The following is a 14,070-nucleotide window of genomic DNA, read 5'->3' on the forward strand; positions in this document are numbered from 1 at the left end:
TGGGGACTCAGCCCGGCCCGTCGGCTGCGGCTTTGCGCTGAGCCCCCCACTGTAACAGCAGGCTAAACGACGCGGGTAACACGGTCAGCGTCACCAGCGTCGCAGCCAGCAGCCCGCCGATAATGGCATAGGCCATTGGACCCCAGAAAACCTGGTGAGAGATGGGGATCATGCCCAGAATGGCGGCGCAGGCGGTCAGGCAGATGGGTCTGGCCCGGTGCTCCGCCGCTGCCATAATCGCGGCATCATATGCCATCCCCTGAGCAAGATTGCTGTCAACCTCGCTAATCAATATTACCGCGTTACGCACGATCATCCCCGCCAGGGCGATGACGCCCAGCAGCGCAACAAACCCCATCGGCGTGCCGCCAGGCAGCATAGCCAGCACGATCCCCGGTAAACCAAACGGGGCCATCAGGAGCGCCAGCAGCATCCGGGAATATCGCCGCAGCTGAAGCATCAGCAGCATCAGCATGATGACCAGCGTCACCGGAAGAACGGTAAAGACGGAGCTGTTCCCCTTATCCGATTCGGCAACCGCGCCGCCTTCTTCAATGCTGTAACCTGCGGGCAGGCTCGCGCGCAGTTTATCGACCGCCGGACGCAGCGCGGCGGATACCGCTTCAGCCCTCAGCCCCGGGGCGAGGTCGGTTTGCACCGTGATAAAGGGCACGCGCTGGCGGCGCCAGATGACCGGATCGTCCACGCCCCAGACCGGCGTTGCGACGGCGCTGAGCGGAATTTTTTTACCGTCATTCCCCTGAATCGTGAGTGAGGAGAAAGTGGCGGTGCTCTGGCGCGCGCTGTCCTCGGCCCTGAGCACCACGTCGACAAGGCGGTCATTATCTCTGATGGACGTGACAACGCTGCCGGACCAGACGGTATTCAGCGTGCGGGCAAGGCTTTCTGACGATATTCCCGCCGCTCTGGCCGCCGTCTGATTCACCTTAAGGGTGATGACCCTCTCCGGCTCTCCGGCCGTCTGGTTAACGTCGCGTGAGAACGGGGAGCGGCCAATCGCGTCCGTGAGACGGTTCGCAAGCGCCCGGACCTGCAGATAATCCGGCCCGCTCACCCGGTATTTGATGGGCCAGCCGACGGGAGGCCCCAGCTCAAGGGGCGACACGCGGGTGATGATGTCGCTAAATTGTGTTGCCAGGATCGTGTTGAGCTGCGCATGCAGACGATCCCGCGCCGCAAGATCCTTCGCGACCACAACCATCTGGGCGATATTTTCATTTTCCAGCAGCACGTCCATCGGCAGGTAAAAACGGACGGCGCCTGAGCCAACGTACGTCGAAAAGCGATCGATATTGCTGTTGTCGGCCAGCGCTTTTTCCAGCTTTTCCACCTCTCTGAGGGTTTCCGGCTGCGACGCGTTGGCCGGAAGCGTCAGGCTGACCAGCAACTCGGGCCGGTCCGAGGCGGGGAAAAACTCGCCCTGCATAAACGTCGTGCCGTACGCTGACAGCCCCAGCGTGGCAAGCGCAATCAGTACGGTAGCGAGCCGGTGGCGGAGCGCCAGGCGTAAAAGCCGTCCATACCCGCGCGCGATCCGTCCCGGTCCTGCCGCGTGATGTCTGACTTTTTCCGGCAGCAGCCACGTGCCCGTTAGCGGCGAAAACAGGATCGCGACGGCCCAGGAGCAGAGCAGGGCGATGAGCACCACCGCAAACAGGGAGAAGCAGTATTCACCGGCGCTGGAGGCCGCAAAACCAACGGGAATAAAACCGGCAATCATGACCAGAGTACCGGTGAGCATCGGGAAGGCCGTCGTTTTGAATGCACAGGTGGCCGCGAGTCGACGGGAATCCCCCGCTTCCAGTCGGGAGACCATCGTTTCGACGGCGATCATGGCGTCGTCCACCAGCAGGCCCAGGGCAATGATCAGCGCCCCGAGCGAGATACGCTGAAGGCCAATACCGGCGAGCATCATGCCGACAAACGTCATGGCAAGCACCAGCGGAATGGCCGTCGCCACCACCAGTCCGGCCCGCAAACCCAGCGAGACAAATGAAACCGCCAGCACGATAACAACGGCTTCGATAAGTACCCGGATAAACCCGCTTACCGCTTCACTCACCACCGCTGACTGATCGGCGACTTTCACCATCTCGATACCGTGCGGCAGCCCGGCGCTGAGGGCCGCCATTTTTGCGTTCAGCGCAGCACCGAAACGCAGCATGTTGCCTGTCGGCGCCATCGACACCGCCAGCCCGATAGCCGGTTTGCCGTTCACCCGGTAGGCCGGGGCCGGTGGCTCGGCGATTTCCCGGGTGACGGTGGCAATGTCGGTCAGCGGAATATAGCGATTGTTAACGTGCAGCGTGACGGCGCGCAAACTCTCTTCGGTAGTGAGCGCCCCGCTGACCTTTATCGCCATGTTCTCCTGCCCGGTACGCATCGTTCCTGCCGGGACAACGGCGTTTTGCGCCCGGAGGGCGTCGGCAACGTCCTGAATATCCAGCCCCATCCCGGCCAGGCGTGCCGGAGAAAAGGCGAGAACCCACTGCTCCTGCTGTTCGCCCAGCAGGGTGGTTTTGCCCATATCCGGCAGGGACATGAGCTCGCGCCGTATTGTCTCTGCGCGATCCCGCACCTCCCGCAGCGTGAAGCCTTCGGGAATAAAGGCGTAAATTGTGCCGAACGTGTCGTCAAACTCGTCATCCACGGCAGGACCCTGCACCCCTTCGGGCAGGGACGGCGCGATGTCCTGCATTTTTTTGCGAACCTGATACCAGATATCGGGCACGCGTTGCGGGGGCGTATCGTCACGGAGGTTGACGTGGATAACGGTGCGTCCGGCACGGGTTTCACTTTCGAGATAGTCTAGCCAGGGCGTTTCCTGCAGCTTTTTTTCAAGCGTATCGGTCAGCAGGCGGGTGGTATCCGTCACGGAGGCTCCCGGCCACTGTGCGGAGACGACGGCCGTTTTAATGGTGAATGCCGGATCTTCGTTACGCGGCAGCTTCTCATAGCAGAACACGCCCATCGCAATCACCAGCAGCATGAAAAAGCTGACCATCTGCTGGTTCTTCAGCGCCCAGGCGGAGAGGTTAAATTGGGCTTCCGATCCTGTGTTCATGGCTGAACCTCTCCGGCCATCACCGGCTCGCCGGGTCGTAATGTGCTCACGCCCGCCGTAATCACCCTGTCGCCGGGCTCAAGGCCGGAGGCAATCATGACGGAGGTGGCTGTATAGCCGACGGGCACCACCACGCGCAGCTGCGCCCGCGACTGCGGGGTAATCACAAAAACCGCCGGTTTGTCGCCGGCTCGGGTCAGCGCCGACGCGGGAAGCGCGTACCCGTGCGGGGCGGCGGAGGGCAACGTTACGGTGACGCTGGCGCCGAGCGCCATGGCCTCCGGCGGGTTTTGCAGGGTGGCTCTGACGCGCCACGTGCGGGTCTGAGGATCGGCCTGCGGGGTCATATCCCGCAGCAGGGCAGACGCCTGTACCGACGGGTCGCCGAGCAGGGAAACCTGCAAAACCGCCTTATCCAGAGGCAGGATCGCATCGGGCGCGGCAATGTCAAACGCCACGTCGCGGGCTTCCCCGGTCGCCAGCGTCAGCACGGACTGGCCGTCGCTGACAACCTGTCCCGCAGAGGCGCTCACGGCCGTGATGACGCCCGCTTGTGGGGCGATCAGGCGCGTCCAGCCGAGACTTTCGCGGGCATTTCGCCATGCGGCCTCGCTGCTTTTTAAGCGCGCGCGGGCGACAAGCCAGTCCGCCCGGGCGCTGTCGAGCTGCGTGCGGGCTATCGCGCCCGTTGGCATAAGCTTTTGCATGCGACTGACGTTAAGCGCGGCGACCTGGGCAGAGGCTTTGGCGCCTTCATAGTCGGCCGCTGCGCTGTCGAGCTGGTTTTGCCCGGTCGTATTATCAAGCGTGGCCAGCAGCTGTCCGGCAGTGACCCGGTCGCCAATATCAACGCTACGCATCAGTATCCGGCCTCCGGTGCGAAAGCTCAGGGTCGTTTCATCGTGGGCATGGAGCTCACCGGTTCTTTCCAGCGCGGGAAGGGATTGGGCGGAGCCAACGACGACGTAGCGTACCTTACGCACTGGGTCAGGTTTGTTTTCGTGTTTATCACCGCAGCCGGTCAGCGGAAAAATCGCCAGCGCAAGCAGGGCCAGGGGAAGAAAATGCAGCCAGGAAAGGGTGCGCGCCACGCCGTACAAATGATGCAGGCAGTGGCGGAGGGAGAGAAAAAATTCGTCTGACATAACGCCGCTCCATAAAGGGAATGGCGTTATTAAATGCGCGCTACGTCGAGAAAGATTCGATGTTCTGTCAAGGCTTTATCAAGAGGGGAGATTTTCATTATCGGACGGCTGCCAGGGCAACAAAATGCGCACCGCAAGGCCGCCGGTTTCCGGTAATGACGCGCTAATCTCACCCCCATGCGCCTCGCAAATCGCCCGGGCGATGGACAAACCGAGGCCGCTGCCGCCGGAATGCCGCGCGCGGGACTGCTCCTCGCGGCTAAAGCGTTTAAACATTTCCGGTAAGAACTGGGGCGACACGCCCGGTCCGTCATCGGTGAATTCGAGGATGTAATGCCCGCTGGCGTAATGCAGCGCCACCTCAAGGTGGCCGCCTTCGCGTCCGTAACGTAGCGCATTTTCCATGAGGATGGTAACGACCTGTCCCATACGGAACGCATCGCCCCGGAAGGGGCTGGTGTGCGGGTTACGCAGCGTTATCCTGAAATGATGCGCATCCGCCTGGGGCATGATCCAGGCAGCCCGCTCCTGAATCAGCTCATCCAGACAGAACGGCTGGTCCTCCAGCACAAGGTTACCCGCGTCTGCCAAAGAGAGAAGGTGGAGCTCGTCGGTGAGGCGGTTGAGGTGCTGGAGCTGTTTCATCACCATGCCCAGCTGCGCCGGGCTGGCATCAAACACGCCGTCTAGCATGCCCTGCAGACGCCCGATGGCGGCCGTCAGGGGCGAGCGCAGCTCGTGCGCCATCGCGACGTGCGAGGCGCGGAGCTCTTTCTCATAGCGGGCCAGTTGCCCCGTCATGGAGTTAAAGTCGGTCGCAAAGCTGACCATTTCTGCCGGTGCATCCTTGATCAGCTCTGCCTGACGGCCAAATTGCCCTTCGGCGACATCCTTTGCCGCATCGCGAAGGCGGCTGAACTGCAGCGCCAGCGGGCGGGCGTGTTTGAGCCCCATCACCACAATAAACGGGATCATCACCAGCACCAGCAGGGCCACCGTGACCCAGTCCGCTGAGGCGATGGACGGCGTGGAATAGCTCAGGCCCCACCAGGTATCCACAATCGTGTGGAAGCGGGCCGGATTGGCCTGCGGGTTCTGGCTGAGCGTAAGAAACTCCTGCCGGACCGCTGGCGGCATCCTGCCCATGATCCAGTAGTTCTGTACCGCATAGCGCAGCCACATGCAGGTGGCAATGACGATCACGCTGCCGATAGCCAGCGCCAGGATGCGCGCGCAAATCCAGCGCCACAGAGAGGCGTGCCGGTTTTTTATCATGGCTGTCTGAACCTGTAACCCACGCCGCGCACGTTGATCAGCACGCCGGAAATACCCACAGCTTCGAGTTTTTTACGCAGGTTATAAATATGGGTGTCCACCACGCGCTCCAGCGCCTCGCTTTCCGGCAAACAGTGTTCCAGTAAATACTGGCGGGAGAACGGGTGCGCAGGCGAGCGCAGCAGCGTTGCCAGAAGTGAGAATTCCGTTGGCGTAAGATCGAGCATCACAGGCGCGTCGTCGCCGTTGTCCACGCACGCCACAATGGCGGCGACATCCACCGCCAGCGTTTGCCAGCGAAGGATCTTTTCCTCTGTCTCTTTTTTACTGCTGCGCCGCAGCACCGCCTGCACCCGCGCCACCACTTCGCCCGGATGATAAGGCTTCACCACGTAATCATCGGCACCGTAGCGCAGGGCGCCAATGCGATCGGGAGTATCCCCCATGGCCGTGACCATGATTACCGGCACATCGCTTTTACGACGCAGGCCCGCCAGCACCTCGGTGCCGTTAAGTCCCGGCAGCATCACGTCCAGCAGGATGAGGTCGGGCTTCCACCGCTGCGCCATATCCAGCCCGGAAAGACCGTCTCCGGTAATGGTCACGTCGTAATTTTCACGCCGTAAATAGGCTTCGAGCACGCCAGCCGCGTCGGCGTCATCTTCAATAATCAGCACTCTTCTGGATAACATCCGTTCACCTTGACCATTTCTTAACACTATCCCGACGATTCATTGATTCAGCCAAATCATACTGCGCCAACATTGTGTGGCTGTCCCTGTCTCAGGAGACGCCAGCGTCTGTAAGGAGAGCAGTATGATAGCGATAAAAAAAGTCCTGTATATGTCCGTCCCGCTTCTGATGGTCGTGGCATCCGCCGCGCAGGCGGATGATGACACCGCGTCTGATTCCTTAACCGTCGGGCTGGGAGGGCAATATGCCCCGCGTTACTCAGGCTCAGACAAGCAGGTGTGGCAGGTGGTTCCTGTGCTGCAGGGACGCAAAGGCGCTTTCTTTGTTGATGCACAAAAAGGGGTGGGATATGACCTGCAAAACGACAGCGGCTGGTATTTCGAACACACGCTGGGCTACGATCCCGGAAGGGCTGATAAAAATTCTGGCTGGCGCGAGGGGGCAAACAACCTGAAAGGGATGGGGGATATTGATGCCACCCTGAATACCGGCCTTGCCGTGGGCTGGCAGGCTGCGCCATGGCTGAGCATGGAAGGCAAAGCGACGCTGCCGTTAACCGACAGTCAGGGGGCAAGCTATCAGGCCTCCGTTACGCTGATCCCGGTACAAAATAACCAGGACACGATAGCCTTTCAGTCTGCGGCCCTGTTTGGCGACAGCCGTTACCTGAATACCTGGTATGGGGTCAGTGAGCAGCAGAGCCGCCGCACCGGCTATCGCCGCACCGGCTATCGCCGCTATGCTGCGCCGGGTGGATTTTACGGCGTCGACACCAGCCTGACCTGGAGCCATCAGTTCGATGCTCACTGGGGAACTGTCCTCAGCGCGGACTATACCTGGCTTGGCGACCATGCCAATCAAAGCCCGATCGTGATGCGGCGTAATGAGGGGTCTGCAACCGCCGCTATCACCTGGACATTCTAAATTCGCGGATCATGATGTGAGCGAGGGGGCGAGAGGATTACTTCTTCTTATCCATCATCGCCTTTAAATCGGCAAACGGGTTAAACGTGGCGACGCCCACGTCTTTTTGCGCGTCTTCCCCGGCCACCACGGTGGTGCCGTACTGATCCGCTTCGGTGTATTTCGAATGCTCGTGATCGTGGCAAAACAGGCACAACAGCTCCCAGTTGCTGCCATCTTCCGGGTTGTTGGTATGGTCGTGATCGATATGGTGAACCGTGAGTTCACGCAGATTGGAATAGACAAACTCGCGCGAGCAGCGTCCACACACCCAGGGATAAATTTTTAATGCTTTTTCGCGATAGCCGCTTTCCAGCCGCGCGTAGTTTTTGGGGATCAAAGCCATTGCCGGTTTTACCTGCCATGAAAAGAGTGGGGAAGAGTATATCCCATAACGTTGCGTCGTGACGAACCCGTCAGTTATGTCAATTTATTTGAACCATTCCGTTAAATAAACGGCATTTATTCTTACCGGGTAATGCGTAAAGTGGACAGAACGCAACGCATTATCAGGACACAGGGTTATGAAAAAGATCGGATTTTTATCCTTTGGTCACTGGACGCCTTCACCGCAGTCCGGCACGCGCTCGGCGGCCGATACGCTGCTGCAGTCCATCGATTTAGCCGTGGCGGCTGAAGAGCTGGGGGCAGACGGCGCGTATTTCCGCGTGCACCACTTCGCCCGACAGCTTAGCTCGCCGTTCCCTCTGCTGGCCGCTATAGGGGCAAAAACAAAAACCATCGAAATTGGCACCGGCGTAATCGACATGCGCTATGAAAATCCGATGTACATGGCCGAAGATGCGGGCGCGGCGGATCTGATTTCCGGCGGTCGCCTGCAGCTTGGCATCAGCCGGGGCTCACCGGAGCAGGTTATTGATGGCTGGCGGCATTTCGGCTATGTCCCGCAGGAAGGGGAAAACGAGTCGGATATGGCGCGTCGTCATACCGAGGTGTTGCTTGAGGTGCTGCGTGGGGAAGGGTTTGCCAAACCGAACCCACAGCCAATGTTCCCCAATCCACCGGGGCTGCTGCGTCTGGAGCCTTATTCAGAAGGGCTGCGCGAGCGTATCTGGTGGGGCGCGGGTTCTAATGCGACGGCGGTATGGGCGGCAAAACTGGGCATGAACCTGCAAAGCTCAACGCTGAAGGACGATGAAACCGGCGAGCCGTTCCACATTCAGCAGGCAAAACAGATCCGCGCGTACCGTCAGGCCTGGAAAGACGCAGGGCATACGCGCGAGCCGCGCGTGTCGGTTAGCCGCAGTATTTTTGCGCTGATGGACGACCGCGACCGGATGTATTTCGGTGCCAGCCGCAACGACAGCGATAGCGTGGGTTATCTTGATGAGAAAACGCGCGCCATCTTCGGGCGCAGCTATGCCGCGGAGCCGGACAAGCTGGTTGAACAGCTGAAAAAGGACGAGGCGATTGCCGAGGCGGATACGCTCTTACTGACCGTACCGAACCAGCTGGGGGTGGATTATAATGCGCACGTGATTGAGTCTATTCTCAAACATGTCGCACCGGCAATGGGCTGGCGCGAGTAGTTCCGCTATCAGCCTTGAGATCGTAATGGAAAACCTGGCCCTCTGGTATCGCCGGTTTGGCGAGCCAGACTCTGTTCTGCAACCTGAAAACGCGCCGCTGGGCGCGCTTGCGCCCGGACAGCTCCGCGTGCGGATGCTGTTTTCTCCGGTCAACGCGTCCGATCTTATCCCCATCACCGGCGCCTATCGCCACAGAACACCCTTACCGGCGGTCGCGGGGTATGAAGGTGTCGGGGTTGTCACCGGGGCGCCCGCCTCGTTTAAGCATCTGGTGGGTAAGCGCGTCCTGCCGCTGCGCGGTCAGGGCACCTGGCAGCGCTATGTGGACTGCCCGGCAGAGTATGCGATACCCGTTCCGGACGCTGTCGACTCGCGCCTGGCCGCGCGGGCCTACATCAACCCGCTGGCGGCGCAGATGATGCTGACCCGCTACCCGCCGCGCGGAAAGCGGGTCTTGCTCACGGCTGCGGGATCCGATTGCGCCATCCTGCTGGGGCAGTGGGCGCGTCAGGCGGGGGCGGAAGCGGTGTTCGGCATTCACCGTTCCGCCGTGCATGCTGAACGGCTGGAGGCGATGGGGATCGCGCCTGTCGCGCAGCATGACGCGCACAGAATCGGCGCCGTCGCCGCACGCAGCGATATCGTCTACGATGCCACCGGCGGGCCGCTTGCGGAAGCGATCCTCAGCGTGATGCCCGAGCCGGGCATGTTTGTTTGCTACGGGCTGCTGTCCGGGCAAGCCTTCACACAGCGGCGGCCTGCGCCGCGCGTGGCGTGGTTCCATATCCGAAACGGTCTGGATGCGCTCAGCGTTGAGGCGTGGCGCGCAGAGTTCGATCGCATCTGGCAGAGGTTGCCCGACAGTGAGTACAGCGACGTTACGGTGTACCCGCTGGCGGAGTGGCGAAGGGCGCTCAGCGCCTATCGTGAAGGTGGAAGGACCCGCAAGCCCCTCCTGTCGATGGCGGAATGACGGCTATTTATGACCCATATCGCTCAGCAGCACGGCGATACTTTGCCCGCCCGCCGTCTGCTCCAGACCAATCTTGACGATGATGGTGAGCGGAACGGAGAGCAGCATCCCGACGGGCCCGAGCAGCCAGCCCCAGAATATCAGGGACAAAAAGACCACCAGCGTGGACAGCCCCAGGCCCCGGCCCATCATGCGCGGTTCCAGTATGTTACCGAACACCAGATTGATGACCAGGTATCCGGCCAGCAGGATCAGCGCGTCATAAAGCCCGCTGAAAACCAGCACCTGAAGGATAGGGGGGATCGCCGCCAGCACGGAGCCGATGTTGGGAATGTAGTTAAGCGCAAACGCCAGTAACCCCCAGACGAACGCAAAGCGGACGTCCAGCGCCAGAAGCATCACCCAGACGACAACGCCCGTCACCAGGCTAATGGCCGTTTTCAGCACCAGATAGCGGGAGACGCTGTCCAGCGCGCGTTGGATCGCCCCCATTCCTTCAACCGGACGGACCATGATCTGCTGCAGCTTTGCCGGCAGCTGGGGCACCTCCAGCAGCATGAACACCACCGTTAAGAACAGCAGGAAAATAGAGGTCATGGCGTTGGAAAGCTGCGTCAGCAGGCTGGTGACGATCGTCATCGCCGCATTGGGGTCGATATATTTCAGGAGTTCCTCAACCGAGACTTCGATCCCCGCGCGCTGCAGCCAGGGCTCCAGCTGCAGGAGGGGGATCGCCAGCGAAGAGCGATATTTCGGCAGCGTTCGCGCCAGTTCATTGAGCGAGGTGCCCAGATAAGCGACCAGCAGCACCATCGCCACAATAATGATGCTGATAAGCAGCGTGATGGCCAGCACGCGTGGGATGCGAAGCCGCGTCATGCGCTGCACCAGCGGGTTGAGGATCACCGCAATAAACAGGGCCAGAATAAAGGGCACAATAATGTCGGCGGCAAAGCGCACGCCTGTCAATATGATCACCAGCATGCCCAGCATGATGACAATTTTTAACCCGTTCAGGGTAATGATGGGTTTAGCCATGGTGACTCCGCAATTTTCGTTATTTTTATAATAAAGGCGAAAGGCGTTGCAATAAACTAACCAAAATCAAACGGGGTGGGTAAAGAATTGCAAAGACTTTGAGTAAAATCCTGGCTTATGGTACAAATTCGGTGTGTTTAACTACCGAGGACAATTTTCATCCGCAAAGACGAGAAGCAACAACGCGGATAATTGTAATTTTATGGACAATATGTTCAGGACGTACTCTTCAAACAATACTGCTGTATACTCCACCTCTTTCTGCCTGCTTTCTGGTGAGCAACACTGGCGCACCGCACTCTAGTCATTTCTTCTGCCTGAGCTGGCGCTAAGCGCTTAGCTGACTGATTTCAATTCGTATTTTTGGGTTTGCTGCACGCAGCGGGCCACGATGGATTATATTCTCAAGCAGGAGAAAAACATGTTTTACTGGATTTTATTAGCACTGGCTATTATTGCTGAAATTACCGGCACGCTGTCGATGAAGTGGGCAAGCGTCAGCGATGGCAATACCGGTTTTATTTTGATGCTGGTGATGATTTCGCTTTCTTATATTTTCCTCTCATTTGCGGTGAAAAAAATTGCGCTGGGCGTCGCGTATGCCCTGTGGGAAGGGATCGGTATTTTGTTGATTACGCTGTTCAGCGTGCTGATATTTGACGAAACATTAACAACAATGAAGGTCGCCGGATTAACGACGCTGGTCGCGGGTATTGTGCTGATTAAATCAGGTACCCGTAAGCCGTCTAAAGTGCAGAAGGAGCAGAACCATGCAACAGTTTGAGTGGGTTCATGCGGCCTGGCTGGGGTTCGCCATCGTGCTGGAAATTCTGGCGAACGTCCTGCTGAAATTCTCCGATGGTTTTCGCCGTAAGCTCTACGGCCTGATGTCGATTGCCGCGGTTCTGGGCGCGTTCAGCGCGCTGTCCCAGGCGGTAAAAGGGATTGACCTGTCGGTGGCCTATGCGCTGTGGGGCGGTTTTGGTATCGCCGCCACGCTGGCCGCAGGCTGGGTGCTCTTCGGTCAGCGTTTAAATAACAAGGGCTGGATGGGACTCATCTTGCTGCTTGCCGGTATGATTATGATAAAACTCGCCTGACGCTCATAAAGCCATCCTTTACAGGCAGCGAAATTCGCTGCCTGTATTACGCTTAGAAAAGCAAAACCCTGAAGAGGATGGCGGATGTATCGCACATTAAGCTGGCGCAATATTCCCACCGCGAGAACGTTGTTTGCCATGGTCTTTATGGCGGGCATCGGCTTAATCATCTCCGTCGTCGCACTCCTCTATCTTTCCCTGCATCTTATCAGCACCAAAACCAATGAAATTGATGAACATCGCGCGGCGCTTTCCGTACAGGGGGCCATTCAGACATCGGTCAACCGCGTCTCCTCGCTGGTGCTGGATAACGCCGTCTGGGACGATGCGGTGCGAGAGGCCTACCGTCCCACGCTCGATACCAACTGGTTGTATAACACCTGGGGCGCCGGCTTTAAAATCAACAACCTCTATGATGGCACCTTCGTGCTTGATGAGCATTTCAACGTCATCTGGGGATCGTTTCAAAGTCAGCCATTTCAGGAGACGAATCTCGATTTTTTCGGTAAGGGGCTGAAGGCGCTTATTGCTCAGCACGCGCGCGCCCTGTCAGGGGATAAAAATATCTATGCCGGGATCAGCAAAACGCGAAGCGGCGTCGCCTTTGTGGGCATTGGGCTGATTCGCCCGATGGTCGGAAGATTACAGGTTACCGACGGAACGCGCCGCTATCTGGTAATCACCCGTCATCTGAACGCCAGAATTTTATCCGACCTGGGGTCGACCTTTCAGATCGATAACCTGCACTTTACGCCGGATAAAATTAACGAGCTGAGTATGCCGCTGCGCAGTTCGGCAGGGGAGCTGCTGGGCTATCTTAACTGGCAGGCACGGCTTCCGGGAGCGCAGGCCGCCCGGGCGGCATCCTCTGATATCACCCAGATTGTCGTGCTGGCATCGGCCCTGATCCTGCTCTTTATTCTGGTGAGCAGCGTGGGGCTGTACAAGCTTGCGCGAGGAGAAAGCCAGGCACGTCTGGTGGCCAGAACGGACTGGCTAAGCCATCTGCCGAACCGGCGAGCGCTCATCGAGGCGCTGGATCGGGTGAGCTTACGCGGAGATATCGACGTCAAAAGCGTGGTGTTTATCGATCTGGATGGCTTTAAAGACGTGAATGACATCTACGGCCACAGCGTGGGTGACGATCTCATCGTGGCGATTGCGAAAACGCTGAGTGAGCGCGTGCCGCCAGGGGGAATGCTGGCGCGTATGGGCGGGGATGAGTTTGCCATGACAATCGGCGGTGATAAGGCAGAGTCACAGGCCTCCGCTTTTGCCGTGTCGGTGCTGGATTCTCTCTCCTCCCCGATTCAGCTGGGGGAACGCACCATCCATATCGGGGCCAGTATCGGGATCGCCAGCGGAACCCTGATTGAATGCACCAGTTCCGAGCTGTTTCGTCGCGCCGATATTGCCATGTACCATGCCAAAATGAGCGGGAAAGGGCGTATCACCCACTACGACGCCGAGCTGAACAGCGCCCGTGAGCGCAAGCTGGCGATTGAAAATCAGATCCGTAACGGTCTGGAGCGCGATGAGTTTGAGGTCTGGTATCAGCCGATTATTGACGCCCGCAGCCAGAAAATGAGCAGCGTCGAAGCGTTAGTCCGCTGGCCGCGTCGCCCGGAAGGGCCGCTGGGCCCGGATACCTTCATCGCCATCGCGGAGACCAGCGGTCTGATTTACAAACTGGGCCAGTTTGTGTTGCAGCGCGCATGTCAGGATCTCCAGCCGTACGGTGACTTAACGCTTTCCGTTAATATTTCTCCCGCACAATTCCGCGATCCCGCCTTCGAAGACAAAGTGGCCAGCGTGCTGGAGACCACCCATTTCCCTGCCAACCGACTGCAGCTGGAGGTCACGGAGTCTTATGTGCTCGAAAACCCGGAGCGTGCCCGCATGGCGATAGCCAATCTTAAAGCGCTGGGCACCGCGGTGGCGCTGGACGACTTTGGCACCGGCTATTCCAGCATTGGCTATTTGCGGCGTTTTAACTTCGACACCATCAAGATTGATAAATCGCTGGCCGGGCTGGTGGACCACGATGAACAGGCGGCCGCGCTGGTGAGCGGCACGGTGCGGATCGCCAACGCGCTGGGGATGGCGGTGGTCGCCGAAGGGGTCGAAACCGAAAGACAAATGAAACTGCTGCGGCTGGCTGGCTGCGATCAACTGCAGGGTTTCTGGTTCAGCCAGCCGATGCCGATTGAGTCAATCAGGGCATTACATCAGGTCAGACGATGCTGAT

12 protein-coding genes are annotated in these 14,070 nt (G+C 59.0%); 6 read left to right on the forward strand and 6 right to left on the reverse strand.

What is annotated here, in order from left to right:
• Positions 1-7 precede the first annotated feature (7 nt).
• The 4 genes from PI91_RS12370 to PI91_RS12385 form a co-directional block, all read right to left on the reverse strand.
• On the reverse strand, positions 8-3,085 hold the full coding sequence (locus PI91_RS12370) for an efflux RND transporter permease subunit (protein ID WP_039266219.1): 3,078 nt from the start codon (positions 3,083-3,085) through the stop codon (positions 8-10).
• The gene (locus PI91_RS12375; RefSeq protein WP_039266220.1) at positions 3,082-4,230 is read right to left on the reverse strand and encodes an efflux RND transporter periplasmic adaptor subunit; all 1,149 of its coding nucleotides are present in this window, start codon (positions 4,228-4,230) and stop codon (positions 3,082-3,084) included. The genes PI91_RS12370 and PI91_RS12375 overlap by 4 nt, the downstream gene beginning before the upstream one ends.
• Before the next feature lie 78 nt (positions 4,231-4,308).
• Entirely contained in the window at positions 4,309-5,505 is a 1,197-nt protein-coding gene (locus tag PI91_RS12380; RefSeq protein ID WP_023344001.1) for a cell wall metabolism sensor histidine kinase WalK, read from the reverse strand.
• Positions 5,502-6,197, reverse strand: a complete 696-nt coding sequence (locus PI91_RS12385; RefSeq protein ID WP_008500520.1) for a response regulator — start codon at positions 6,195-6,197, stop codon at positions 5,502-5,504. The genes PI91_RS12380 and PI91_RS12385 overlap by 4 nt, the downstream gene beginning before the upstream one ends.
• Positions 6,198-6,321: 124 nt before the next feature.
• On the opposite strand from PI91_RS12385, the gene PI91_RS12390 reads away from it, so the two are divergent.
• Positions 6,322-7,122: a MipA/OmpV family protein gene (locus tag PI91_RS12390; protein ID WP_039266221.1), complete on the forward strand. Its 801-nt coding sequence runs from the start codon at positions 6,322-6,324 to the stop codon at positions 7,120-7,122.
• A 37-nt stretch (positions 7,123-7,159) separates the two neighbouring features.
• On the opposite strand, the gene yajD is transcribed toward PI91_RS12390, so the two are convergent.
• Positions 7,160-7,507 (reverse strand): HNH nuclease YajD, encoded by a 348-nt coding sequence (gene yajD, locus PI91_RS12395; RefSeq protein ID WP_003857471.1) that lies wholly within the window; start codon positions 7,505-7,507, stop codon positions 7,160-7,162.
• A gap of 178 nt (positions 7,508-7,685) precedes the next feature.
• Between yajD and PI91_RS12400 the strand changes: the two genes are divergently transcribed.
• Both PI91_RS12400 and PI91_RS12405 read left to right on the forward strand, forming a co-directional pair.
• Positions 7,686-8,711 carry an LLM class flavin-dependent oxidoreductase gene (locus PI91_RS12400; RefSeq protein ID WP_008500518.1) on the forward strand — a complete coding sequence of 342 codons (1,026 nt, stop codon included), beginning with the start codon at positions 7,686-7,688 and terminating at the stop codon, positions 8,709-8,711.
• Positions 8,712-8,736: 25 nt separating this feature from the next.
• Complete coding sequence (locus PI91_RS12405; protein ID WP_039266222.1) at positions 8,737-9,684, forward strand: zinc-dependent alcohol dehydrogenase family protein; 948 nt, start codon at positions 8,737-8,739, stop codon at positions 9,682-9,684.
• A 3-nt stretch (positions 9,685-9,687) separates the two neighbouring features.
• On the opposite strand, the gene PI91_RS12410 is transcribed toward PI91_RS12405, so the two are convergent.
• A complete protein-coding gene (locus PI91_RS12410) occupies positions 9,688-10,722 on the reverse strand; it encodes an AI-2E family transporter (RefSeq protein ID WP_039266223.1) in 1,035 nt (344 codons plus the stop codon).
• A 421-nt stretch (positions 10,723-11,143) separates the two neighbouring features.
• On the opposite strand from PI91_RS12410, the gene mdtJ reads away from it, so the two are divergent.
• The 3 genes from mdtJ (at position 11,144) to PI91_RS12425 (ending at position 14,069) form a co-directional block, all read left to right on the forward strand.
• On the forward strand, positions 11,144-11,506 hold the full coding sequence (gene mdtJ, locus PI91_RS12415; RefSeq protein WP_008502463.1) for a multidrug/spermidine efflux SMR transporter subunit MdtJ: 363 nt from the start codon (positions 11,144-11,146) through the stop codon (positions 11,504-11,506).
• The gene (gene mdtI / locus PI91_RS12420; RefSeq protein ID WP_008502462.1) at positions 11,493-11,822 is read left to right on the forward strand and encodes a multidrug/spermidine efflux SMR transporter subunit MdtI; all 330 of its coding nucleotides are present in this window, start codon (positions 11,493-11,495) and stop codon (positions 11,820-11,822) included. Before mdtJ ends, mdtI begins: the two co-directional genes overlap by 14 nt.
• 84 nt (positions 11,823-11,906) lie before the next feature.
• On the forward strand, positions 11,907-14,069 hold the full coding sequence (locus PI91_RS12425) for a bifunctional diguanylate cyclase/phosphodiesterase (RefSeq protein ID WP_039266224.1): 2,163 nt from the start codon (positions 11,907-11,909) through the stop codon (positions 14,067-14,069).
• Position 14,070 lies beyond the last annotated feature (1 nt).

The organism is Enterobacter sp. FB, assembly GCF_000805795.1.
Taxonomy (GTDB): domain Bacteria; phylum Pseudomonadota; class Gammaproteobacteria; order Enterobacterales; family Enterobacteriaceae; genus Enterobacter; species Enterobacter roggenkampii.

Coding starts and splice junctions, on each gene's coding strand:
- PI91_RS12400 (WP_008500518.1), top strand. CDS start 7,686: ATGAAAAAGATCGGATTTTTATCCTTTGGTCACTGGACGCCTTCACCG.
- yajD (WP_003857471.1), bottom strand. CDS start 7,507: ATGGCTTTGATCCCCAAAAACTACGCGCGGCTGGAAAGCGGCTATCGC.
- PI91_RS12390 (WP_039266221.1), top strand. CDS start 6,322: ATGATAGCGATAAAAAAAGTCCTGTATATGTCCGTCCCGCTTCTGATG.
- mdtJ (WP_008502463.1), top strand. CDS start 11,144: ATGTTTTACTGGATTTTATTAGCACTGGCTATTATTGCTGAAATTACC.
- PI91_RS12385 (WP_008500520.1), bottom strand. CDS start 6,197: ATGTTATCCAGAAGAGTGCTGATTATTGAAGATGACGCCGACGCGGCT.
- PI91_RS12410 (WP_039266223.1), bottom strand. CDS start 10,722: ATGGCTAAACCCATCATTACCCTGAACGGGTTAAAAATTGTCATCATG.
- PI91_RS12380 (WP_023344001.1), bottom strand. CDS start 5,505: ATGATAAAAAACCGGCACGCCTCTCTGTGGCGCTGGATTTGCGCGCGC.
- PI91_RS12370 (WP_039266219.1), bottom strand. CDS start 3,085: ATGAACACAGGATCGGAAGCCCAATTTAACCTCTCCGCCTGGGCGCTG.
- mdtI (WP_008502462.1), top strand. CDS start 11,493: ATGCAACAGTTTGAGTGGGTTCATGCGGCCTGGCTGGGGTTCGCCATC.
- PI91_RS12375 (WP_039266220.1), bottom strand. CDS start 4,230: ATGTCAGACGAATTTTTTCTCTCCCTCCGCCACTGCCTGCATCATTTG.
- PI91_RS12425 (WP_039266224.1), top strand. CDS start 11,907: ATGTATCGCACATTAAGCTGGCGCAATATTCCCACCGCGAGAACGTTG.
- PI91_RS12405 (WP_039266222.1), top strand. CDS start 8,737: ATGGAAAACCTGGCCCTCTGGTATCGCCGGTTTGGCGAGCCAGACTCT.